General features: G+C 40.8%; 23 protein-coding genes and 5 tRNA genes. 12 read left to right on the top strand and 16 right to left on the bottom strand.

The genetic code is table 11. From position 1 onward, the window contains the following. Positions 1-67: 67 nt before the first annotated feature. The 3 genes from NT136_00930 to NT136_00920 form a co-directional block, all read right to left on the bottom strand. Positions 68-685, bottom strand: coding sequence for a DedA family protein (locus NT136_00930; GenBank protein ID MCX6765509.1), 618 nt, complete (start codon positions 683-685; stop codon positions 68-70). A 2-nt stretch (positions 686-687) separates the two neighbouring features. Further along, positions 688-763, bottom strand: a tRNA-Glu gene (locus tag NT136_00925). Positions 764-813: 50 nt separating this feature from the next. Then, positions 814-1,443, bottom strand: a complete 630-nt coding sequence (locus NT136_00920; GenBank protein MCX6765508.1) for an RNA polymerase sigma factor — start codon at positions 1,441-1,443, stop codon at positions 814-816. A gap of 96 nt (positions 1,444-1,539) precedes the next feature. Here NT136_00920 and tsaD point away from each other — a divergent pair, with 96 nt between their 5' ends. The 12 genes from tsaD (at position 1,540) to NT136_00860 (ending at position 9,781) form a co-directional block, all read left to right on the top strand. Next, positions 1,540-2,679, top strand: coding sequence for a tRNA (adenosine(37)-N6)-threonylcarbamoyltransferase complex transferase subunit TsaD (gene tsaD / locus NT136_00915; protein ID MCX6765507.1), 1,140 nt, complete (start codon positions 1,540-1,542; stop codon positions 2,677-2,679). A 217-nt stretch (positions 2,680-2,896) separates the two neighbouring features. After that, a complete protein-coding gene (locus NT136_00910; protein MCX6765506.1) occupies positions 2,897-3,328 on the top strand; it encodes a hypothetical protein in 432 nt (143 codons plus the stop codon). A gap of 165 nt (positions 3,329-3,493) precedes the next feature. Next, the gene (locus tag NT136_00905) at positions 3,494-5,140 is read left to right on the top strand and encodes a valine--tRNA ligase (protein MCX6765505.1); all 1,647 of its coding nucleotides are present in this window, start codon (positions 3,494-3,496) and stop codon (positions 5,138-5,140) included. 215 nt (positions 5,141-5,355) lie between these two features. Further along, the gene (locus NT136_00900; protein MCX6765504.1) at positions 5,356-6,171 is read left to right on the top strand and encodes a class I tRNA ligase family protein; all 816 of its coding nucleotides are present in this window, start codon (positions 5,356-5,358) and stop codon (positions 6,169-6,171) included. After that, entirely contained in the window at positions 6,172-6,753 is a 582-nt protein-coding gene (locus NT136_00895) for a PrsW family glutamic-type intramembrane protease (protein MCX6765503.1), read from the top strand. A gap of 102 nt (positions 6,754-6,855) precedes the next feature. Beyond that, positions 6,856-7,353, top strand: coding sequence for an Hsp20/alpha crystallin family protein (locus tag NT136_00890; GenBank protein ID MCX6765502.1), 498 nt, complete (start codon positions 6,856-6,858; stop codon positions 7,351-7,353). A 116-nt stretch (positions 7,354-7,469) separates the two neighbouring features. Next, a complete protein-coding gene (locus tag NT136_00885; protein ID MCX6765501.1) occupies positions 7,470-8,786 on the top strand; it encodes a VanW family protein in 1,317 nt (438 codons plus the stop codon). A 51-nt stretch (positions 8,787-8,837) separates the two neighbouring features. Next, positions 8,838-8,910, top strand: a tRNA-Lys gene (locus tag NT136_00880). 6 nt (positions 8,911-8,916) lie between these two features. Next, positions 8,917-8,988: transfer RNA gene (locus NT136_00875), tRNA-Arg, on the top strand. A gap of 18 nt (positions 8,989-9,006) precedes the next feature. Continuing rightward, positions 9,007-9,077, top strand: a tRNA-His gene (locus tag NT136_00870). A 145-nt stretch (positions 9,078-9,222) separates the two neighbouring features. Then, positions 9,223-9,295, top strand: a tRNA-Arg gene (locus NT136_00865). Between the two features lie 228 nt (positions 9,296-9,523). Continuing rightward, positions 9,524-9,781, top strand: coding sequence for a hypothetical protein (locus tag NT136_00860; GenBank protein MCX6765500.1), 258 nt, complete (start codon positions 9,524-9,526; stop codon positions 9,779-9,781). Between the two features lie 75 nt (positions 9,782-9,856). Here the strand turns inward: NT136_00860 and NT136_00855 are convergent, their stop codons facing one another. The 13 genes from NT136_00855 to ychF all read right to left on the bottom strand — a co-directional run bounded on the left by NT136_00855 (position 9,857) and on the right by ychF (position 23,749). Beyond that, positions 9,857-10,189, bottom strand: a complete 333-nt coding sequence (locus NT136_00855) for a hypothetical protein (GenBank protein MCX6765499.1) — start codon at positions 10,187-10,189, stop codon at positions 9,857-9,859. A gap of 4 nt (positions 10,190-10,193) precedes the next feature. Then, the gene (locus tag NT136_00850) at positions 10,194-10,892 is read right to left on the bottom strand and encodes a hypothetical protein (GenBank protein ID MCX6765498.1); all 699 of its coding nucleotides are present in this window, start codon (positions 10,890-10,892) and stop codon (positions 10,194-10,196) included. Then, positions 10,889-11,443, bottom strand: a complete 555-nt coding sequence (locus tag NT136_00845) for a PilN domain-containing protein (GenBank protein MCX6765497.1) — start codon at positions 11,441-11,443, stop codon at positions 10,889-10,891. Before NT136_00845 ends, NT136_00850 begins: the two co-directional genes overlap by 4 nt. Further along, entirely contained in the window at positions 11,427-12,518 is a 1,092-nt protein-coding gene (gene pilM, locus NT136_00840) for a type IV pilus assembly protein PilM (GenBank protein MCX6765496.1), read from the bottom strand. The genes NT136_00845 and pilM overlap by 17 nt, the downstream gene beginning before the upstream one ends. Before the next feature lie 130 nt (positions 12,519-12,648). Beyond that, positions 12,649-14,118, bottom strand: a complete 1,470-nt coding sequence (locus tag NT136_00835) for a pilus assembly PilX N-terminal domain-containing protein (protein MCX6765495.1) — start codon at positions 14,116-14,118, stop codon at positions 12,649-12,651. A 48-nt stretch (positions 14,119-14,166) separates the two neighbouring features. Next, positions 14,167-14,796, bottom strand: coding sequence for a prepilin-type N-terminal cleavage/methylation domain-containing protein (locus NT136_00830; protein MCX6765494.1), 630 nt, complete (start codon positions 14,794-14,796; stop codon positions 14,167-14,169). An 11-nt stretch (positions 14,797-14,807) separates the two neighbouring features. Continuing rightward, a complete protein-coding gene (locus NT136_00825; GenBank protein MCX6765493.1) occupies positions 14,808-16,220 on the bottom strand; it encodes a hypothetical protein in 1,413 nt (470 codons plus the stop codon). Further along, the gene (locus tag NT136_00820; GenBank protein MCX6765492.1) at positions 16,217-17,437 is read right to left on the bottom strand and encodes a type II secretion system F family protein; all 1,221 of its coding nucleotides are present in this window, start codon (positions 17,435-17,437) and stop codon (positions 16,217-16,219) included. Before NT136_00820 ends, NT136_00825 begins: the two co-directional genes overlap by 4 nt. 87 nt (positions 17,438-17,524) lie before the next feature. Then, a complete protein-coding gene (locus tag NT136_00815) occupies positions 17,525-19,276 on the bottom strand; it encodes an ATPase, T2SS/T4P/T4SS family (GenBank protein ID MCX6765491.1) in 1,752 nt (583 codons plus the stop codon). Positions 19,277-19,306: 30 nt separating this feature from the next. Then, the gene (locus NT136_00810; GenBank protein ID MCX6765490.1) at positions 19,307-19,684 is read right to left on the bottom strand and encodes a response regulator; all 378 of its coding nucleotides are present in this window, start codon (positions 19,682-19,684) and stop codon (positions 19,307-19,309) included. 97 nt (positions 19,685-19,781) lie between these two features. After that, entirely contained in the window at positions 19,782-20,792 is a 1,011-nt protein-coding gene (locus NT136_00805; protein ID MCX6765489.1) for a HAMP domain-containing sensor histidine kinase, read from the bottom strand. Between the two features lie 89 nt (positions 20,793-20,881). Continuing rightward, positions 20,882-22,525, bottom strand: coding sequence for a chaperonin GroEL (gene groL / locus NT136_00800; protein MCX6765488.1), 1,644 nt, complete (start codon positions 22,523-22,525; stop codon positions 20,882-20,884). A 165-nt stretch (positions 22,526-22,690) separates the two neighbouring features. After that, complete coding sequence (gene ychF / locus NT136_00795; protein ID MCX6765487.1) at positions 22,691-23,749, bottom strand: redox-regulated ATPase YchF; 1,059 nt, start codon at positions 23,747-23,749, stop codon at positions 22,691-22,693. Between the last annotated feature and the right edge of the window lie 49 nt (positions 23,750-23,798).

Here is a 23,798-nt window from a genome sequence, read left to right as displayed (position 1 = left end):
TACTGACCAAAATAAAAATATATCATTTTCTGCATATGCGGAAATTTGACATATTATAACGGAAGATTTAACTTTTATTCTCGCTATTATTATTTTCGGTCAGCAATTTTTTTGCCCGCCATTTTTTATAGAAAGTAATGAGTGCAAAAGTAATGATCGCGATGATTGTTACCGCCCATCCGATCCATTTGATTGATTTGGCGATTTCCCGCCAGAGGTAACCATAAAAATATCCCACCGCCACTAAAAAACCGCTCCAGACAACTCCGCCCAGAAATGAATAAAGCACGAATTTTTTAAAATTCATTTTAACAATTCCGGCTGCGGTGAAAGTCGCCCAGCAGAGGCCAGTGGTGGACTTCACGGCAAAAATGGTTTTCCCGCCGTGGCGCGTAAAATATTTCTCCATTCGCAATACCAAGTTTTCCGTTATCCCAATATACTTTCCGGCCCGTTTAACGAAACCCATTCCGTATTTGTATCCTAAGCCGTACAATATGACATCCCCAATCATATCTCCGGCGATGGATAATATTAAAACGACAAAAGCATTAAAAGCGCCGAGTGACGCTAGCATCGCCGCGATTAAAGTTGCCACTGGTCCTTCAATAATCATCAAGGGAAGCATTATCCAGTAGCCATAGTGGGAGAGAAATTGAAAGATTTGTTGTCCCGTTTGTTCCATTGTACCGCGTATGGGATTCGAACCCATGATTTCCAGGATGAAAACCTGGCGTCCTAGGCCGGACTAGACGAACGCGGCGTTTTTTGAGTATGAGTAATAATACCAGTAATTTCCTTGTTATTCAAGTATCACTTCCATGACGCCCTTATAATCTGCAAGAGTTTTTTGCGCGCGCGGTTTAAAAGCGTGCCGACAGTATTTACCGGCTTTCCCAAAATCTCGCTCATTTCTTCGTATGATTTGTCAAGGAAATAGCGCAAAATTAAAACCTCTTTGTATTTGCTGGGCAATCTATCAATAGCAATCTGCACTTCTTTTTTTAATTCTTTATTTATCCAGGAGTCAATGGGTGATTTCTCGCTGCTACTGGTTTCCAATTTATCTTTGCTGGTAGAAATATCTTCCAGAGAAACAAGGCGTCTTCTTCCTCTTTTTTTTAGAATATTAACCGCCTCATTATGGGCAATTCTGTATATCCAGGAAGAAAATTTCTTACTCTTGTCAAAGTGGGAGAGATTTCCGTAAACTTTAATAAAAACGTTTTGCAGGATATCCTCGACCTCTTCTTTATTACCTACCAGATGATAAAGGTACGCGAAAAGCTTTTTCTGGTACCTCCTGACAATTTCTTGAGAGGCCGGAGGAATTTTCTTGAGCGCCAGCGCCACCAGCTTGCTGTCGCTTAGCTCCTCCAGGTTTTCTCGCTCGTCCGTTTTCCAAGAAAAAGATAATTTTTGACTTTTTTTCCTTTTTGCCATATAGTTGTGATTTTACACTTTGCCAATCAGCAGGTATTTCTTGCGTTCAAATATCTTCAGCGTGTTATAATATCAATGTTATTATAATCCAAAAAAATGTCCATTACTACCATTCTTGGCATTGAGACCTCCTGCGACGAGACAGCTGCTTCAGTGATAAAAGCCGGCAAAGGTAAATTGAAAGTCCTGTCTAATATTGTTTCATCGCAAACTAAAATTCATGCCCGCTGGGGCGGCGTGGTGCCTAATCTTGCTGCCCGAGAACATCTGAAAAACATCATCCTGGTTATAAATCTTGCCTTTAAAGAGGCGGGCATCAAACCGCATGACATTGATTTAATCACCGTCACCCGAGGACCCGGCCTTATACCGGCGCTTCTTATCGGAACAAATGTTGCCAAAACTCTGGCTTACGTTTGGAAAAAACCGCTTCTGGGAATTCATCATATTGAAGGGCACATTTACGCCAATTTTATTAGCGTAAATTCAAAATCTAATAAAGCTAAGAAGCTTAGAAGCTCAGACATAAAATTTCCAATTTTATGTCTGGTCGTCTCCGGCGGGCATACGCAATTGATTTTGATGAAAAAACATTTGGACTACGAAATTATCGGCGAGACACTGGACGACGCTGCTGGAGAAGCGTTTGACAAGGTAGCAAGGATTTTGGGATTGGGTTATCCGGGAGGACCAGCCATTGCAAAGTTTGCTTCGCAATGGAAATCTCAAGTTATAAATCCTAAATCTGAAACAAATTCAAAATTCAAAATTCAAAATTCAAAATTCTTTCGCTTGCCCCGCCCAATGATTAATTCAAATAATCTAAACTTTTCCTTCTCCGGCCTCAAAACCGCGGTTTTGTATGAAACTAAAAAACTAAAAACTATAAACTATAAACTAAAAGCTATATTGTGCGCCGAATTCCAGCAAGCAGTGGTTGATGTTTTAATTTCCAAAACCCTGAAAGCTGCCAAAATCTACTGCCCTAAAACCATAATGCTTGCTGGCGGAGTGTCAGCAAACATCGAGTTACGTAACCAGTTACGTAACAATCTACGTAGATACTATCCGAATACCATATACAAAATACCAGATATCAGATACTCCATCGACAACGCCGCCATGATCGCCGCCGCCGGATATTATCGCTGGAAATATATGACCGTAACCCAAAAGAAAAAAGCGCTTTCAAGCTGGAAAACCCTCCAACCGGACGCCAATTTAAAGTTGAAATAGTTCAGGCAATAATTCATTATACTGCGGCCGCAGTATAATGAAACGATTGATTCGGGTCTGTTTTAAATTTTAAATATTGACAAAATGTCTAAATTTTCTATAATGACTTGATAATTGCGAGGGCGGGGCAGTTGTTAGATTGGGATAGTTCTTTTATAAACAATGAGAAGGAAACAACCCATTATGGGCAATTCTTCAGTAATAAAAGGAGGTCAGAATGAGAAAAGAATCCTTTTTAAATTATCTTATTGAGGCATTTGAAAAATCTAAGAGGATAAGGATAGCGGAAACTTTAATAAAACACGGGGGGAAATTTATTGAGAAAGAAGCAGCCATTCTGGTCGATACTCTTAAAGTTAACGGCTTGTCAATAGGGGATGTTATAAAAGGACCTAGAATTGGAAAACAATTAATAGCCGGATTCATAAAGATGCCGGGTAGAACTGCTTATGGTAAAGGAGTTAAAATAGAAGGGATATTCTGCGCGTTACTGGATCCGAAAAAATGGAATTACTATGTGAAAAAGAGGACTGGCTTGTATAAAAGTATTTTAAAAACAAGCGAGCTTGATAGAAGTCCCATACTTGTTTATCCTATTGAGCGAGTCCATACATACAAGGAATTATTAAAAATGGGCTACTACGAATAAAAAACTTTATAAGGCAGGTGATTGCTCCATCTGCCTTTTTTCATTTGAAAAAATCCTTCTATAATGCTACGATTAAAGCATGCCCGGTAGTGAAAATTTGACCGATTTTTCTGGAAGAAAAATCAAAAAACTACCGGAATAATTAGTCAAATTTCTACTACCGGGATGAAAAAAGAACTTCCGAAAACTTACGATCCTAAAAAGGTGGAGGATAAAATCTACGAAGAGTGGGAAAAATCGGGATATTTCAACCCAGATAATTTAGACATATCCAGGAATGCTACTTCATTTACCATTGTTTTGCCCCCTCCTAATATTACTGACAAGCTCCACTTGGGACATTCTTCCACGTTAGCTATTGAGGATCTTTTAATTCGTTATCACCGGATGAAGGGCTTTCGAACTCTTTGGATTCCAGGCACTGACCATGCAGCCATCGCCACTCAAAATGTGGTGGAAAGAAACTTGCTAAAAGAAGAGGGTTTAACGCGTTATGACCTAGGCAAAGAAAAATTTCTTGAAAGAGTTTGGGATTTTTTAAGAAAAACTCAAGAAACCATCCTTTACCAGACTAGAAAAATGGGAGCTTCCCTGGATTGGTCAAGGGAAGCTTTTACGCTCGATGAGCAAAGAAAAGTAGCTGTCCAAGGAATGTTTGTCGATATGTATAAGGCAGGAATAATCTACCGCGGCGAAAGAATCGTTAACTGGTGTCCAAGATGTCAGTCAACACTAGCCGATGACGAGGTCGACTATAAAGCACAAAAGACTAAACTTTACACCTTTAGATATAGCAGAGATTTTCCTATTTCAATCGCCACCACCCGACCGGAGACAAAACTCGGAGACACGGCGATAGCAGTAAACCCTAAAGATAAAAGATATAAAGATTACGTTGGTAAAGTTTACTCCGTCAATTTCTGTGGAGTTCCTCTTAAGCTAAAAGTTGTAACCGACAAAAGTGTTGATCCAAAATTCGGAACAGGAGCAGTAGGTGTTACTCCTGCTCATTCTATGGCTGACTGGCAATTAGCCCAGAGGAACAAACTTGAAATAGTCAAGGTTATTAACGAGGATGGAAAAGTTCGCGAAGGATTTAGCGAATACTTGGGTAAAAGCGCGCGGGAAGCAAGAGAAATGATAGTTAAAAAACTAAAAAAACAAGGTCTTTTGAAAAACGAGAGAGAAATAGAACATAATTTGTCGGTTTGCTACCGGTGTGGCACACCCATTGAACCCTTACCATCCAAGCAATGGTTTATTGCGGTAGACAAAAAAATAAAAAGATTAGGGAACAAATCGCTTAAAGAGAAGGCTATTGAGGTGGCCGAGCAAGGAAAAATTAAATTCATCCCGGATAGGTTTTTCAGAACATATATAAACTGGATGGCTAATTTGCACGACTGGTGCATAAGTCGCCAAATATGGTTTGGACATCAAATTCCTGTTTGGTACAAAAATGAAAAGATTTATGTTGGAGAGAAAAAGCCAAAAGGCAAGAATTGGAAGCAGGACACTGATACGTTGGACACATGGTTTTCTTCTGGAATGTGGACTTTTTCAACTCTAGGTTGGCCAGGTTTTTTCAGGAATGGAAAAAAATCAGGGGATTTACTCCGCTTTCATCCTACCCAGGTTCTGGAAACTGGCTATGAGATTATAACCCTCTGGGTTTCCCGAATGATTATGATGTCCTTATTTGCTCTCAATGAGATTCCCTTTGAAAAAGTTTATCTTCATGGAATGGTCTTAGATAAATCAGGGAAAAAAATGATCAAATCAAAGGGCACTGGCATTGATACTCTGACGTAATCGAAAAATTTGGAACAGATGCAGTAAGATTATCGCTTCTTATAGGAAACACTCCTGGAAATGATATTCGATTAAGTGAAGAAAAAATTGGAAGCTTTCGTAATTTTACAAATAAGCTTTGGAATATTAGCCGTTATGTTCTTCGACTAGCAGATAAAAAGAGTGTCCAAGAAAAGATAATAAAAAACAATCTTACCTTGGCTGATTTTTGGATATTGCAAAAAATGTCTGTTTTAATTCAAGAGACAAGGGAGGACATTGAGAATTTTCGCTTTTCTCAAGCTGGGGAGAAATTGCGGGAATTTACCTGGAACGATTTTGCTGACTGGTACATTGAGGCCAGCAAATTTGAGAAAACTCCAGAAAAAAATAAAATTCTAATACTGGTATTAAAGGACCTCTTAAAGCTTTGGCATCCCTTTATGCCTTTCGTTACCGAGCATGTCTGGAAACAATTCGGAGAGAAGAACCTGCTTATGGTAACGAAATGGCCAACCGAGGAAAATTATTGGAACATTGCTTCTGCTTCGCAAACCGATTTTTTAAATTTTGAACTCGTAAAAGAAATCATCAAGGCCATCCGCCGTGCTCGCCTGGAAAGTAAAATTGAGCCCCACAGAAAAATCAGTGTTATCATTGATACCAGAAGCCACCAGCAATATCTAGGAATCAACACTTATGCATTGATTCATTCCCAAGAAAATCTCATTAGAAGCTTGCGTACAGGAATAAAAGAGCTCAAAATAACTAGCGAAGGAAAAAGAATTAAAAGTGCTATTCATAGGACCGTAGCCGGAATAAATATTTACATACCTACCAAAGGATTGGTTGACATTAAGAAAGAAAGGGATAAAGCTAAGAAAGAATTAGAAAATCTAAAAAAATTCATATCCGGAATTGAAAGCCGGATGAAAAATAAACAATTTCTTGAAAAAGCTCCTCAAAAAGTCATAGAGGGACAAAAAGAATCTTTGCGAAAAGCCAAGACCAAGTTTTCCGAGATAAAAAAACATATAGAAGATTTAGGTTAAATGAGATATCTTGAATCATTTTTCTGGGGAATTATTGCGGCGCTGGGAGCACTGGCGCTGGAATTCATTATCGCCAATGTTTTTCTTTTGTTCCCTTCAAACAAAAACATTACCCTTGAACTTTTTATTTCCTCTTTTGCTTTTGTTATTATTTCCGCTGGAGTCGAGGAAACACTGAAATACATCGTGATCGCCAAAAGAATCGAAGAGCTCTTCTGGAACCGGCCGCTTCTCCTCATTTCTTTTTTAGTCGGTTTAAGTTTTTCTCTGGTGGAGATTGCACTCATTGGATGGCAAATTGGAGCGGAATGGAAAATGCACTACCGCTATCTCGTGGAGATTATCCTTCTTCATACCTCAACTGCCGGCCTTATGGGATACTTCATCGCAACAGGAAATCCAAAGCGGTCGGGAACGATAATAAAGGCCTTCGGCTTGGCCGCTATTGCTCATCTTGTTTTTAATATCTTGGCCTTCTATCGGAGCTATTTTTTCGACTATCTTATTTTTCTTCTTTTGCTTTTTCTTGTCGCCGTTAATGTTTTCAATGTTCTGCGAATTCCCAAAAAACTTGCATCATAGACAATTCCATTTTATAATAAGAAAGTCAGATATAATTCTTAAGCTAGGATAAAACTGACCGCTAAAACATCCGACAAGTGGTCAAAAAATCAATTAAACAATATGGCAAAGACAAAAATATCATTCCTGGAACGAATAACCGGCGCCAGGAAGGTTGAGAATAATCAAGGAGAATCAGCGCCAGTATTTTCCGAGGAGGAAGAAACAGAAATGGTCATGCGGACCAACTCTTCTCCAGCTGTCCGGGATGAAAGCTGGGGAGGCGAAACTGAAGGGCAGCTGACAATTGACGTATATCAGACCGAGAATGACATCGTCATTAAATCCACCATCGCGGGAGTAAAGCCGGAAGATCTTGATGTTTCCATCAACAACGATATGGTTACTATCCGGGGAGAAAGAAAAAACGAAGAAGAAGTCACTCCGGAAAATTACTATTATCAGGAATGCTATTGGGGTCCTTTTTCTCGCTCGGTTGTTCTACCGGTAGATGTTCTTCCCGAAAAAGCCGAAGCGTCTCTTAAGAATGGAATACTGACTGTGCGCTTGCCCAAAGCCGATACCACCAAATTAAAAAAGATTCAGGTGCGGGGCTTCTAGTAAGCCGCCGCGGCATTTTGACGCCATATCTTTTCTAAAATAAAAGAGATTACATAAAATCTCTTTTATTTTTGGACATTCTTGTTAGAAATCAAAAATTAAAGTATGCTTATTTTATGAGCAGCATAAAGCTTTTATTGAAGTTTCTGCTAATTTTTTTGCTTTTAACAACTGCCGCTGTTTTTCCGCCTGACGGCATTGCGAAAGCGAATGAATCGCCTGGTTCCAGTGAAGAAAATTTCCCCTTTAAGAAATTGGTTCTTAAAATAGGACCTTACGAGGAAATTGTATCAGAGAACGTTTTTCCCCAGTGGATAGGAATAAAATCAGCACTTTATTTTCCCGCCTCCTCAAAGTCCGAAATAGAAAATACCAGCTACTGTCCTGGTGATCATCTGATGTGCGATTTTTCCGTTGCCGAACGAGAGCGCTCGTTTACTAAAAAAACGACTCACTTAGAACTTAAAAAGGAGGAAATACAATCTTTTCTGAAAGACCTGGAGCGAAAAGTGAACAAAGACCCGATGAACGCCAAATTTCAGGTTGAAAATAACAAGGTGTCGGCATTTTCCCTAAGTGAAAATGGTTTTAAACTCGACGTGTCTAAAAGCCATGAGGCGCTACTTAAAAGTTTACTGGTAATCAGTATTCCCGCTCAGGAGACAAGAGAGATTGAATTGTTTTATAATATTCTGGAGTCAGAAATAAAATCCGATGCCATTGATACCTTAGGCATAACAACTTTGATCGGCGAAGGAAGATCTAATTTTAGGGGATCGCCTAAAAACAGAATTCACAACATTAAGATAGGGTCCAGTCGTTTCAATGGAATTTTAATCAAGCCCGAAGAGGAATTTTCTTTTGTGAAAACCCTTGGACCGGTTGACAGCGAGCACGGATATACACCGGAATTAGTCATTAAAAAAGACAAGACCGAACCGGAATTTGGAGGCGGAATTTGTCAGATCTCCACTACTGCTTTCCGGGCAGCCATTTACTCCGGACTGGAGATTACCGCCCGGAGAAATCACGCCTATCCTGTCGCTTACTATAATCCCCAAGGAATAGACGCCACTGTTTATATTCCCCGTCCTGACCTGCGGTTTATTAACAATACTCCCGGCTATATTTTGATTCAGACAAAAATCGAGGGAACGGAACTTATTTTCCAGTTTTACGGAGTCAGCGACGGCCGAACGGTAGAAATCGAAGGCCCTAAAGTCCTGGAACGTAACCCGGACGGGTCAATGAAAACTACGTTCACCCAGATCGTGAAAGACAAGGATGGCAATGTAATTCTCAAGGATGTCTTTAACAGCTCTTACGACTCCCCGGCTAAATATCCTCATCCCGGAGAAGAAAAACTCACTGAAAAACCGGATGACTGGTCAAATAAAGAATGGAAGAAGTACAAAGAAGAGCATGGGATGTAGGTTTTTGTTGACTTTGATTCGTTAATCTGGTATTATTTTTTTGTTTTAAACGCGCTGTTAGCTCAGCCGGTAGAGCAGGGGCCTCTTAAGCCCAAGGTCGCAGGTTCGATCCCTGCACAGCGCACTTTAAGCCCTCGTAGCTCAATGGATAGAGCGGTGCTCTTCTAAGGCATTGATGCGGGTTCGATTCCTGCCGAGGGCGCAATAAAATTTTTTTATGGTGGCTATAGTTCAATGGTAGAACACTGGTTTGTGGTACCAGGTATGAGGGTCCGATTCCCTCTAGCCACCCAAAAATTGCCCCTGTGGTATAATGGACCCCGGCACTATTTACAAAGTGCGGGGCAAGTATCACGCTGGGCGGAGTTTATTCTGCATAGCGCGCGCCCATAGTTTAATAAACAGAGCGTCTAGCTTCACTGCCCGCCGAATATATGTCCCCTTAGCTCAATGGATAGAGCGCTTGGCTTCGGACCAAGAGGTTGAGGGTTCGAATCCTTCAGGGGACGCAGCATGGCAGGTAGGGAGTCCTAGCAGGGGCACCAAAAATTTTGAAAGGAATAATCCTGGAAGAAGCACTAGCGAAAAATTTTTTATTTTACACTTGTGCCGTCTGCTTATGGCGGAATTTTTTATTTTATTTAAGCCATTTTTCATTTTTATTCTTACTCATTGACAAACACCCCCAAACTGCTATCATCTAGAAGCTGAAAAATTTCAGTAAGGAGGTGAAAGAAGTGGCCAGAACTAAAATTCGTTCCCTTCTCGCAGGATTCCGGTCTGGGGGAATAGGAAGTCCTAACATTCAGGAGATTGAAAAAGAACTAAGAATCCGCGGTTTTTCTGACGAAACAATTAAAAACAAGATCGTGCCGCTCTTTCTTAAATTTCGCGACAATCGCAAAAACAGAACAGGCATCGTGACAGCCGAGGAAGTAGAACAGGAAATATTGAATGAAAAGAAAGGAGGAAAAGGTGCACCTATTTCCCAATAAGCCGGAATCAAAAAAAACCCCATCTCGCTTCAAGAAACTTGAAATAAAGAGATGGGGTTTTACTATTTTCAAATTCTAATACGGCCTAAAAATATCCTTTATGGTCTGATACTCCGAATTGAAAGCAGTTTTTCTTCTGGTTATTTCTTCAAGCACTTTCCGGAATTCTCCTTCTTTAAGATTTACTTCCTGATTTTGGGAAAGAGCATGCTGTCTTTTCCTTTCTTCGCTCCATCCAGCTTTATATAAATTCTGATACCACAAAAATAATCCCGCTCCCGCCACAAACAGGAAAAAAGAGATGAAAATAATTTGGTGATGGCGCATCCAAAAAGCTGCCGCAGTTTTCCCGGCTTTTTTGAAATTCCAGTCCGCTTTATTGAACTTCAATATTTTTTTTACGTCCATATTTTTATTTCTTTAGATAAAAAACGGCATTGATGACGGAATTTAGCGCAATCTCTTTTTTTTCAGTGATATTTTCAGCTTCCTGGCTGGTTATTTTTTTATCCAAGGCAGAATCTGTTGTGGAAAATATGTCAGGAGTCCGCTGCTGACTTTCGATTGTATCCGGCTTGACAGATATTTCAAAAGAGACAATGTCAGCGTGATATTCCATTGTTTCTATTTTTCTTGTGAAATCAACTAAATTATTATAATTTCCGGCAAGTTTGATTTTCATCTCAAGATAATCACTGCCCGGCAGTTCCGAACGTAATTTTTCTTCCTGACCGGTCGTTTTTCCTCCTTTTTTTGCTCCAGCCGCATCCTTGCCTTTGAATTCCTGAACTTCAATAATTATTGTATTTCCAGTATTTTCAGCAAGCATTTCTATTTTTTCTATCAGCTCTACGACCCTGTCTTCCGTCAAAAGAGGAAAAAAATTTTCTTCTTCATTTTTTATCATCTCGAATTGCTCTCGCAGTTTCGGCAGTTCTTCAAGTCGCTTTTTCCTGTTCTCCTGGTTTGCAATTCCCTCCTGGATCCTGTTGGTGGTCTCATTTATTTTCCCAATTAGCGGTCTGACGGAAAAATAAAATACCAGTCCGATAAACGCAAGATAAAGCGGAATGATTAGATGGGTCCTGTATTTTTTCCAGAACGGTTTCATTTGTTTTTTAAGCAGTTAATTGCCACTTCAAAATCTATCTGAAAATCAACGTTTTCTTTATTCACTAAATTAGAGAGGGGGACATTCACATTGGAAAAGCACTCGGAACTTTGAATTTTTTCCTGCAGCGCCAGGAGATTATTTCGATTTTTCGCTTTTCCCGAAAGAGAAACCTGATAATCTTTAGTTATTAAACCGTTAATTGAAATTTCTTCGGGAACGAGATCGCTAAGTTGATAAAAAACATTAGACCAATACAAGTGTCCCTCCTGAAGGCGGGAGAATGAAGATATTTTAGAGTTTACCTGGCGGAATTCTTCTTCATATGTTTTCAGTTCCTGATATTCTTTTTGCGATTGCTCAAGGGAATAGATGCCGTTCCAACTGTCGCTCTGTATTTTCAGAATCAAATTGATGGAAAATAAAATGGAAATAAAAACAATTATCGGAATAAGAAAGCGCAATTCCTGCCGAATAATCATCCAAAACGCTTTTTTCTTTTTTATTTCTTCCTTTTTTTCCTCAGGAAGAAGATCAAGATAAATCTTCATAGTAAATTCCTTTTAAAGCGAGTCCAATGGCGGTAGAGTACTGCACTGACTTATTTCTATCAATAAGGGGCAGTTTGCTTCCTATATGGACGCTTACCCAGGGATTTCCCAGTTCTATCGTTTTGCTCATCCTTTGAGATAAATAAGGAATGATTCCCTTAGCATTGGCTCCTCCTCCACAGATAATTATTTGGTCAATAGAAGCAGAGTATTGCAATCCGGTGAGATAAAAGTCAATTGACTTTTCCAACTCGGAAACCAGGTTTTCCAGTACCGGTTTTACCGCCTGGAAAATGGGATCACTTTTTACTGCTGATCCGATTCCATAAGTTAGTTTTGTTTTCTCCGCCTCCTCAAAAGAAATACTCAGACCTTTGGAAATAGCATCGGTCATTGATTGAGCCGAAAGAGGAATGCTGCAGGTAAAACAAGGAATTGTGCCGGTGGAAATTGAAAAACTTGTTCTTCTGTCCCCTAAATCAATGATGAGAGTCGTTTTCTTGTCATCTCTTTCATCCAGAAAGCTCCGCGTTTGAGCAATGGATTCTATTTCCAGCCCTTCCACCGCCAGTCCGGAAAGTTCCAGTACTTCAACAAACTGGTCAACGACTTTTTTTGCTACTGCCACTACCAGTATGTCTATTTTGTTAGCTTCTTTGCTAAGTTTTTTCTCAAGCATTTGCCAGTCATAATATACCTGATCAATGGGAAGAGGAATATTGGCTTCCATTTCCCATTTTATGGCTTCCTTGATTTCTTCCTGTTCCATCTTGGGAATGCTAATAATTCGCAAAAAGGCCTTGGTTTCCGGGAGAGAGCAAATAACTTTTTTCGTCCTGATCTTTTTCGGTCCGGCTTTTTTAACTGCCTCTTTAATAGCAGAAATAACATTCTCCTTTTTCATGATTTCCCCATCAACAATACTGCCTATCGGAATGGCTGAAGTGCCAAAACTGACGATTTTGTCCTTTTTCCCTTCCCGCTCCAGCTGAACCACTTTAACCGAAAGGTCGCTCAAATCCAGTCCGAAAGGACTGTGAGTGAAATTCAAAACTTTTTTATTGAGAAAACTCATCAAAATTAACTTACAACTTACCTGCCCGCTCGTGCCTCGCAGTGGCAGGCGGGCGATATACGACTTACAACAATAAATTGAAATATTTTTTAGTTGTCAGTAGTCAGTTGTTTATTGTAAGTAAATTATATTACAGTTCTTCCCAAAGATCTATGGAATACTCCGTCCCGGTTGGAAAATACGGAGGCGGGCAATAGAGGAGATTGTTGTCAAAGTTATAAGTACGAATGCCAAATCCATTATTACCAGTGTTAAAATACGGCTGAAGATACGATGCAAGTGCCCCGTTGAACGTCAATGTACTTCTATTGATTGCATAGTTTCCCCGGCTTATTCGTCCGGACTGGGCTAGAAGTGCAGCGTCCACAACGAAATTGTCTGGACAATCTCTCACAATGGAAATATTTTGCTGGGCAACCAGCCCGATGATATTGTTACAATCATAATTAGTATAGCGGATATTGCCTGTTCCTCTGTCATTCAATCCGATATAAATATTGGCTAACGGTCCCCCGGACAGATTAGCGGCGGCAATGGTTACTCTTTTATTATTCACTGTTCCTTCTACCCAAGCATTATTTTCAACAAAAATAATCCTGTCATTAAGAATGGGATAATTGCTAAGGCAGTCCTCGCTGCAACTGCTGCATGTTCCTGTTCCACTGTTTTTTAAATAACTTGTAATGTAATAAGCAGTGTGATGATAAGAATCAACGGTGCAGATATCGTAAGTGCCATCGCTTTTGAGAATAATTCTTCTTCCTGCTCCCGTTGCGTCAAAATATTTTCCGTGGCCGCCTTGGGCTTCACTTTTCATATTACCCAGATCAGACAAAATGCCGCTAAAACTAACTTCGGGAATGGGAAACTGGCGGCCGCCCATAAAAATATCCGGCCGATCAGGAACAGTGCCGTCAGGCCAGGGATAAGCGGGTGCGGCGGGATCGGCCGGAACCTGATGAGTATGTACGCCAAAATCAAGATAACTGCCCCCGTGAGTTGGATCGTTAAAAGAAGGAACCAGACAGGAAACAACATTATGAGCTAATCCATTAAATAGGATTCCAATATTAGAATGAACTTTTCCATACACTTCAGCGCCTGTGCCAAAATTGATAAAATCATTTACTACCCACATATATTCACTCCAAGAAGGCCGTCGAAACCGCACTTGGACTGTCCTTGTGATGTTAGGCATCTTATACGTCCAACCGGTTGATTTAACAGTCACGATAGTTGATCCTGAATCAGGCGCATCTACCTCAACTTTGTATTTTCCGATACCTTCGTATTCACTTTCATAAGGTGAAGATACCCCGATAGCAGTTCCTCCTTCCCAGAAATCACTGATTTGCTGAGCAGTTTTCCCCGAAGTTTCATGAGCCAAGTACCAGCGGTAATAATAAATCCCGGCTTCGGCTGTCTGGAAGGCCCTTTCTTTTTCTACCCGATTGAAGCTAAATTTAAGTTGTGCTGAGATATAGGTCAACATTGAGACCAAGATAATCATAACAATAGCCAAAATTACCAGGGCATAAACCAGAGCCGAACCTTTTTGGTTTCTCTTTGAAGATCTTAAATTGTATCGACTAAAACTCATGTAATTTTTATTGGAGCTATTTAAACAGGAACCGAATTACACGGGCTACTATTTTATCCTATCGTAATCGTTTAAATTTCTCATTTCTACGAAAGATTGCATTTCAATATCATCTGGAGCTCGGCTAGGAGTAATATTTATTTTAAGATATATTTTTACCAGCCGTATATCGGCTACGGTCGCCGGGGTGTCCAAAGGATTATGTGCGGTGTCACCCGGGTAATCTTTGTTGTAGTAATAAAATATAGGTGTGTCAGCATCATTGACAATATAATTCGCAATGGATATCGTTTCCTGATCCCCGGCGGGATAGGTTTTAGGCATCCCGCCCGTAGGGTTTCTTACGCCCATCAAAATATTTTGCCCGCTCTTATAAAAATGTATTCTCTCTGTTGTTCCATCCTTGTCATAGTCAGAATAAAGCACCAGATCATTGTTATTGGCTGACTGCACCGGATAAGACCCGTTATCAGCTTGCCTTGCTCCGCGGATATAATTTACCATCTTCCCTACGCCTTGAGAAACTATCAGAGAGGCTTGTCCCATTTCTAAGGTATAGGAATTACTTTTCCAAGCGCGAGCGAAAAGCAGAGAAAAACCCTCCACGCCAATAACAAAAATAGCTATGGCTACAAGAGTTTCTATTAAAGTTAGCCCTGAATGCTTTTTAAACTTCATATTTTTCCTTTTTATTGGGCTGTCAATTTGATTGTTTCTACTTTCAACTCATTGGTGTTTACTGTTGATTGGGAATTATTTTCCTTAAAGCCATCGGCAGTAACCTTGATATCATATGTTTCGGCCTGAAAGGGATCGGATGTTGTCGGGAAAAAAACTTTTCCGTTAGCAGAAGTTGTTTGTGTTCGATCATAACCGAAAGAATTTTTTAAATTAACCTGTGCTCCCGATATAGGAGAGTCATCATCACTTCTTAAAATTGAGATTATTATTGAAGTGATGTTTTTGTCCGCTAATTTAACCTTCCAAGTCAGAGATTGATCAGAATATAGAGAAGTAGAATAAATTTCCTTGCCGTCGATGATTTCGTATGAAGAAGATGGATCAGTCGCGATAAGTTCATAATCGTCAGTAACCGAAGAAGCAAGATAAAACTTATACTGCCCGGGACTTATTCTATCAAAATCCTTTTCACCGCTGGAATCAGTACTGCTATCAGTGTTAAGATTATAAATTGGATCGTTGGGCATTTCAACTTCGGTTCCAATTTTTCTTCCGCCGGTTAAATGGAAACTGATGTCGTCAATTGACTGATCAAGATAATCAACCGTTGCAATTTCTAAACTGGCCAATTTATTTTGAACAATATTAGTCACATTGATTGATCCGATTACTACCGAGGCATGTACATCAACAGGATTGAAGGGGCTGATTGAATAGGGTGGCAGGGTATTCACTGTTTCGTAGTCTGTCTTAGTAACCGTAATTTCATATTTTTGAATGGATTCCGTGACCTTATCTCCCATAAATGTCGCATTGCCGGAAGCATCGGTTTCCTTTTGGGTGTTAAGTCCCGTATCAGGATTGGATATGTGAACAACAGAGTTAGGAATTCCTGTTCCTCCTGGCTGGTCACTGAAAACATTGACAGACAAAATCCCATTCCCCGGATTAGCTACCTCCAATCCCGGCGGAACAAACCGGCTAACAAGTTTAACTTCTCTCTGACTAACTCCGCCGGTATTCCAAGAAGCGGTGACGGTCACTCTTTTATAATCCTCAAAGGCGGTATCATTCGGATACATTCCATCAAATGAATCTTGTACATACTCAACTAGCGTATGGACATTGTATTGTCGACCGTTTTCAATAACCGTTTCATCCTGAGGAATGTTTCCCTCAACCTCACCATCAACTGTTCCGATGTCATCATACTTAAGGTTCCTTACAATTTCCATTTTCTCATTGGCTACGGCAAGAGCTCCCAGACGGTTTTTTGAGTCCTGGATATATCTAATTCCAAAAGAAAACAAGGAGTAAAAAGTTACTGTAATGAGAGAAAAAATGAAAAGCAATACTAGGGCTTCAATAAGGGTGAAACCTTCTAAACTTTGAGCTTTGAGCTTTAAGCTTTGAGCTTTCATTTTATATTTTCCATTAAACTGTACATCGGCTGGAGCATGGAAACAGCAAAGAATCCAACCGCTCCTCCGATGATAATCATCAGCACTGGCTCTATTATTGAGGACATATTCTTGGTGATCTGATCTACTTCCTGCTCGTAAAATTCGGCCAATTTCATTAAAACCGCTTCCGTTTTTCCGGTTTCTTCGCCTACTTCCAGCATTTGCGGGACTAATACCGGAAAAATTCCAGGATGCTTGGTAATAACAGTGCTGATACTTACCCCTTTTTGGACTTGTTCGATACTTTCTTCAATCACCTTCTTGTAGTAGTAATTCGTCAGGGTGTTGGAGACAATTTTCAAGGCATCTATTACTGGAATGCCGCTTTTGAGAAGAGAGCTGAAGATCCTAGCGAATCTGGCGCAGTTAACTTTTATCACTATGTTCCTGACAATTGGGAGATGAATTACCAAAAAACTCACTATTTTCTTTCCCGCTTTGGTCTGGAGAAAGACCTTTAAAAAAAAGGCAAAAAATACAAACATAAACGTTACCAAGATGGTGTGATCTCTTAGAAAATCGCTGACGGCGATAACAAAACGGGTGGAAGCGGGAAGCTGAACATCCATATCCTTGAAAACCCCGGTTATCTTGGGCAGGATGTATGTCAGCATGAGAATGGCGATTCCAATCATTGCCACAATAATGACTGAGGGGTAAACCATCGCTCCCCGTATTTTACTGATAAGATCGTGCTCTTTTTCCAGCTGGACGGCAATAATCTGTAAAATTTCTTCCAGGTTTCCCCCTGTTTCCCCCACTCGCACCATGTTAACAAAAAGCTCGCTGAACACCGCCGGATATTTGGCTAATCCCTCGCTTAATGTTTTTCCTTGCTGCAGCTGCTCGTAAATATCAGAGAGAATTTTCTTAAACCGCTTGTTTCTTGTTTGGCCGGAAAGATTATTAATGGCTCGGGAAACAGTGAGGCCGGAAGCAATCATCACGGCAAGGTTCCGGGCAAAAATCATTTTTTCCTTTAGCGGAACTGTCAGAAACCGGTCCAGCAGCTTCACCTCTATTCCTTTTTTTCTTTCCTCAACCATTTTTACCGAAGTTACCAAAAAGCCCTCCGAGCGGAGCTGTTGAGCTAACGCTCGTTCATCTGGAGCCACTATCTCTCCCCCTTTGGACTCGCCGCTTCCGCTTTTGGCAGTGTAGATAAATTTAGCCATAATCTTACAAACTTACAACTTGACAACTAACAACTAATAACAATTCAAATTATGACTAATTAAAATATGAGTGGTTAGTGGTTAAGTTTATTCCTTCGTAACCCGCAGTATTTCCTCTATCGAAGTTATCCCCTGAACGGCTTTGGCAAAACCGTCCTCCGTCATGGTGGCCATTCCCTTTTCCCTTGCCTTTTTTTCTATCACGTCAGACGAGGACAGTCCGGTGATCAATTTCTGAATCTCATCATCAATTTCAAAAACTTCGTAAATGCCTATTCTTCCGTGATACCCTTCGTGATTGCACTGGTCGCACCCTTTGGCCCGATGAAATTTTACGGTGTTCCACTTGTCGCCTGACCTGATCATTCCTTTAAGCTGTTCTGATTTTTTAAAAAAATCCAGAATTTCATCAATATTAAAACGGCTGGCCAGAAGTTTTATTTCTTTGTCAGTAAGATTGTACTCTGTTCGGCAATCGCCACAGAGCCGCCGCACCAGACGCTGGGCGGCAATAACATTAACAGTCGAAGCCACTAAAAATGGTTCGGCGCCCATATCAAGCATCCGGGGAAGCGCTCCGGCGGCACTGTTAGTGTGAAGGGTTGATAAAACTAGGTGTCCCGTCATTGCGGAGTGAATAGCAATTTCCAGGGTTTCCTTGTCGCGGATCTCGCCTATCATCAGAATATCGGGATCCTGCCGGAGAAGAGACCGCAGTGAAGAAGCAAAGGTCAATCCTATTTTGGGATTTATCTGGGTCTGGTTAATTCTCGGCATTCGATATTCTATTGGATCTTCCACTGTGCTAATGTTGACCTCGGGAGTATTAAGAATATCCATAATGGTGTAGAGCGTCGTGGTCTTGCCGGACCCGGTGGGACCTGTCACTAAAATCATTCCATTGGGTCTCTTTATTTCCCTATGAATAATCTCAAGCGCTTTTCCCCATAAGCCCATTTTTTCCAAGGTGAGACCTTTGGCCGATTCATCAAGGAGCCGCATTGCGATTTTTTCTCCGTCAAAAACCGGCAAAATACTCACCCGAAAAGAAATTTTATAGTCGTCTTTTTCAATTTTAAAGCGTCCGTCCTGAGGAAGGCGGTGTTCATCAAGTTTTAGATTGGAAAGCACTTTGATTCTGGCGACAATTCCGAGAAGGATCTGTTTGGGCAAGCTCATCGCATCATGGAGAATGCCATCAATACGATAGCGAACCCTCACTTCGTGTTCTTCCGGCTCAATATGAATGTCACTGGCTGACTGGAGAATGGCGTGCTTTAAAAGTGTGTCCACAATCCGAATGACTGGAAGATCCTGGGCCACTTTCTCCAAGTCCTCATCTGGCTCTTTCCCCTCCGTTATTTCCTGCGAGCTTCGGTCAATAATATCTCCGAATTCCGCCTTTAAACTTTTTTCATACTGGCGAAGAATGGCTCTGATGCTTTCTTCGGAAGTGAGGCACGGAACAATTTTGAGTCCCGTTTTCTTTTTGATAAAGTCAATGGTCTGAAGATCTTCGGGATTGATCATCGCCACTTTCAGATCCCGTCCGCTCTTTTCAAAAGCAATAATGTTGTATTTGCGGGCAATCGGCTCGGGAATGATCTGAAGAATATCCGATGAAATAACTTCCTTAGTCAGGTCCACAAAGGGGATACCGAGAATGTAGGCATAAAGTTTTCTCAAGTCCACCTCACTGATCAGCCCTTTCTTCAAAAGAATATCCCCTAGAGACTGGCGGGCTTGAGTGGCTTCGGTAAACGCTTGGTTTACTTTTTCTTTGTCTATGGTATTGGCGTCAAGCAAAAACTCTTTGAGTTGTTTGTTTTCAATTCGCATGATTTATTTTTGTTTTACCAAGAAGTAACACTAATTAATACTTAAGACCTCTTTTATTTTAGCCACCACTTCTTCCAGTTTGTAATCAGCTTTCACTAAATAAGTTGTCGCTCCCAGATTGAGGGCTTTTTCCACATCGTGCATGCTTCCTAAATTAGTAAGGAGGATGATAGGAATTGACCGTGTTCCCTGGTCGCTTTTCAGATCCTTAATCACTTCATAGCCGTCTTTTTTGGGAAGAATGATATCCAGAAGAATGAGATCGGGCTTTCCCGACCGCGCTAATTCCACTGCCTTTTCTCCATCGGAAGCGCTAGTTGTTTCGAATCCTTCGGTGGACAAAAACTCCTGGAGTGTTTTTTGAAGAATGGAATCATCTTCAACGATTAATATTTTTTTGGTTTTCATAAAGTTGGAATTATTCCTCTCAACGCGCCGGCTGGCGAAAATCTTTTTGGATTCTGTTTCGCTGCTCTTTCCCGGCACGCCGCTTGGAATTTATTTATTATATTTTAAATTTACCCTTTGCCTTCGTCGGCTCCAGTGGAAGAGAAAGACAAAAAGTCGATCCGATATTTTCCTCTGATTGAAACCACAATTTGCCTCCCGACTGTTCTATAATGTTTTTGGCAATGTATAATCCCAGTCCGGTTCCTTCTTCCTGATAACGTGCGGCGTTATCACTACGGAAAAATTTCTGGAAAACTTGATCCTGCTGATACTTGGGAATCCCTACGCCGTTATCTTTGATACAGGCGGTAACGGTGGCGTCTTTTCGTTCTACTGATACTTCTACTTCTCCTTGGCGATCAGTATACTTAATGGCGTTGGAAAGCAAATTATCAACAACTACTCCAGTCCTTCTTTTGTCTCCTTTAATTTCCGGAAGCGCCGCTGGAATATTCACTTTGACTTTTACATTATGCTCCTCGGCCAGATTTTTTTCGCTTTGAATCACGTCTTCAACTAATTTTAGTAAATCAAATTTTTCTTCCAGAAGGACCATTTTTCCCTGATCAATTCTGGCTACATCCAGAAGGTCATTGGTTAATTTGGCCATCCTTAAATGCGAGTGAGAAACGTCTTTTATAATATCTAACTGCTTTTTTGTTAGCCCTTCGGCATAGCGGGAAAGCAGCAGTTCAATTTCCCAATTCAATTGCGTCAGAGGAGTTTTCAGTTGGTGTGAAGCAATGGAAACGAACTCCGACTTCATTTTATTTATCCTGGCCACGTTTTCCACACCCCGAATAATGACATTGCCGACGGTAAAGATAAAAATTACCACCAACGATTCGCTAACTATCAGAAGTTCGGGTGATTCGTAATGCCGGGAAATAAAATAAATCACCGCCATTACCACCATAATGATCATTCCCATCAGAATAAACAGAAAACTGGGGGTTTCCCAGACGCTTACGCCTAGATCTTCCGCCTGTTTTTTAATGTTCAAATCGCCAAAAATATTCGCCAATTCCTTTTTCATTTTCCCTATTCTAGATTTTCTTCTTAACATCTTAAATTATACCACAAAACCAAATTTTAAAAAGCCCGATCCTGCAATCGGGCTTTCTCTTTTAAAAAGTCGGCAATGAGCCGTTTAGATTATATCATTCCTTCCATATTGGGCATAGCTGCCTCATAACCGTGCTCTTTTTTCTCCGGCTTGTCGGTAATAGCCGCTTCCGTGGTTAAGAGCATCGCAGCGACAGATACCGCATTTTCCAAAGCAGTTCGCGTTACTTTCAGAGGATCAATAATGCCCGATTTAATCATATCGGTTTCAAATATATCTTTATCAGCATTATATCCGTAATTTATACTTTTATTCTCCACAATCTTATTGAGCACCACTGCTGGATCCTTTTTGCCAGTGTTTGAAACAATCTGCTTTAACGGCTCATAGAGCGCCTGGAGAAGCGTCTGATAACCAGCTCTAAAATCATGGTTTTCAAATTGCTTGACCTTATCGGAAAGCAAATACACCGCTTTAGCCAGAGCCGTTCCACCGCCAGCCACAATTCCCTCGGATACTGCCGCTTTAGTCGCTGCCAACGCATCTTTCATTTTATGCTTCATATAGGTAAGTTCCGTTTCCGTAGCGGCTCCTACTCGGATGACAGCCACTCCGCCGGAGAGCTTGGCCATTCTCTTTTGGAGTTTTTCCTTGTCGTAGTCGCTGTCGGACTTTTCAATCTGGAGCTTAATTTGTTCAATCCGCGCTTCAATATCTTTTTTCTTCCCCTTCCCGCCAATGATAGTCGTGTCATCTTTGGTAGCAAGAATCTTTTGGGCTTGCCCCAGCATTTCCAATTCCACGTTTTCCAATTTCATTCCTTTTTCTTCACTCACTACTTGCCCGCTGGTAAGAACAGCGATGTCTTCCAGCATTGCTTTGCGGTTGTCTCCAAATTCAGGGGCTTTTACCGCCAGCACGCTTAACACGCCGCGCAGTTTGTTAACCACGATGGTTGCCAGCGCTTCTCCTTCAACTTCTTCGGCGATAATTGCCAACTCTTTTTTCCCTCCGCGGGTTATTTTTTCCAGGATAGGAAGAATCTCGGCGATAGAAGAAATTTTTTTGTCAGTGATTAAAATATAAGGGTCCTTGATAACAGCGGTCTGGGATTCAATATCGGTAATCATATAGGGAGAAATGTATCCCTTGTCAAAATTCATTCCCTCGACAATCTCCTTAGAAAGCCCAAAGGTTTGGGATTCTTCAACGGTAATTACCCCATCTTTGCCCACTTCTTCCATCACGCCGGCAATCATTTCTCCCATTTCTTTCGATTCAGCCGCGATAGTAGCCACCTGGGATGTTTCTTCCTTGGAACTTATTTTTTTGGAATTCTTCTTGAGGATTTTAATTACTTCGTTCTTGGCCGCTTCCATTCCCTGTCGGATCCCAATCGGACTGATCCCCGTCTCCACGAATTTCAGCCCTTCTTGCGCCAACGCTTGAGTAATAATAGCCGCAGTAGTCGTTCCGTCGCCAGCCGCTTCATTGGTCTTTTCCGCCACTTCTTTCACGAGTTCCGCGCCTATATTTTCAAACTTGTCTTCCAGTTCGATTTCCTTGGCGATGGTCACGCCGTCGTTAGTAATAGTCGGAGTTCCGAACCCTTTATCCAAAATGACATTGCGCCCCTTGGGGCCAAGTGTTACTTTTACAGTGTCGGCTACTTTGTCAACGCCGGCTTTGATTTTTTTTCGGGCCGCGGTGGAATATTTGATCTGTTTGGACATATTTCTAAATGTCTACTGATTACGAATTTCTTACGAATATAATAATATGTATTCTTATTTCATTAGTTATATTCGTATGTGATTCGTATTTCGTAGCTATTAATTAGCAATTAATGTGTTTGACTGCTAATATATTGTATAAAAAATTAGTTGCTGATGTCAATACTAAATCTTAAATTCTATCACATCACCGTCCTGCACCACATATTCCTTTCCTTCCGTTCGTAACCACCCAAGTTCGCGCGCTTTTGACCATGAGCCGGCTTCGAGCAGTTTTTGCCAGTTAATAATATCAGCCCTGATAAATTTATCTTTGAAATCAGTGTGGATGGCCGCGCCGGCTTCGGGAGCGGTTGAACTTTTCTTGATAGTCCAAGCCCGGGTTTCATCTTCGCCGGTGGTTAAAAAAGTTATTAAACCTAAAATTTCATAAGCTTTAATGACCAGCTGATTAAGGTTGGATTTTATTCCTTGTGAAGACAGCTCGCGAGCTGCCTCTACAGGCATTTCCCCCAATTCTTCCTCGATTTTTACATCTAGTTTTATGGCATTGTCTTTCTCATCTCCCACTTCCAAATTATCACTTCCAGCATCTGATACATTATAAACATAAATGAACGGTTTCATTGTAAGCAGCGATATTTCCCGGATTATTGCTTTTACGTTTTCATCATCGAAATTAATTTCAGAGCTTCTGGCTATTTTTCCTCCTTCCAGATTTTTTTTGATTTTTTTGACTATTTCTAGCTGCGCTGCCGCATTTTTTCTGCCTCCTTTTATATCTTTTTCAAGCCTTAATATAGTTTTTTCCACCGTTTCAAGATCGGCCAGGATAAGCTCGGTATTCACCGTTTCAATATCGCTCTTGGGATCAATTTTATTATAAACATGGGTAATTTTAGGATTAGAAAAAGCGCGCACTACCTGGATGATAGCATCTACTTCCCGGATGTAGGCCAAAAATTTGTTTCCTAGCCCTTCTCCTTCCGAAGCTCCACGCACCAGTCCCGCAATATCAACAAATTCGATTACCGTCGGCACGATTTTTTTGCTTTTTGATATCCCGGCGAGTTTCGCGAGTCTATCATCGGGCACACGCACAACGCCGACATTAGGTTCAATGGTGCAAAAGGGATAATTGCTGATATCTACCGGATTTTTAGTGAGGGCTTTAAATAATGTTGATTTTCCCACATTGGGAAGTCCAATGATGCCAATCTTCATGGATTTCTCTACTAATTACGAATTGAATACGAATATACGAATTAGTTCT

This window comes from Candidatus Moraniibacteriota bacterium, assembly GCA_026396275.1.
Taxonomy (GTDB): domain Bacteria; phylum Patescibacteriota; class Minisyncoccia; order Moranbacterales; family JAPLXC01; genus JAPLXC01.
The sequence above is the reverse complement of the archived record's forward strand: the minus strand, read 5'-3'. Positions and strand labels throughout refer to the sequence as shown.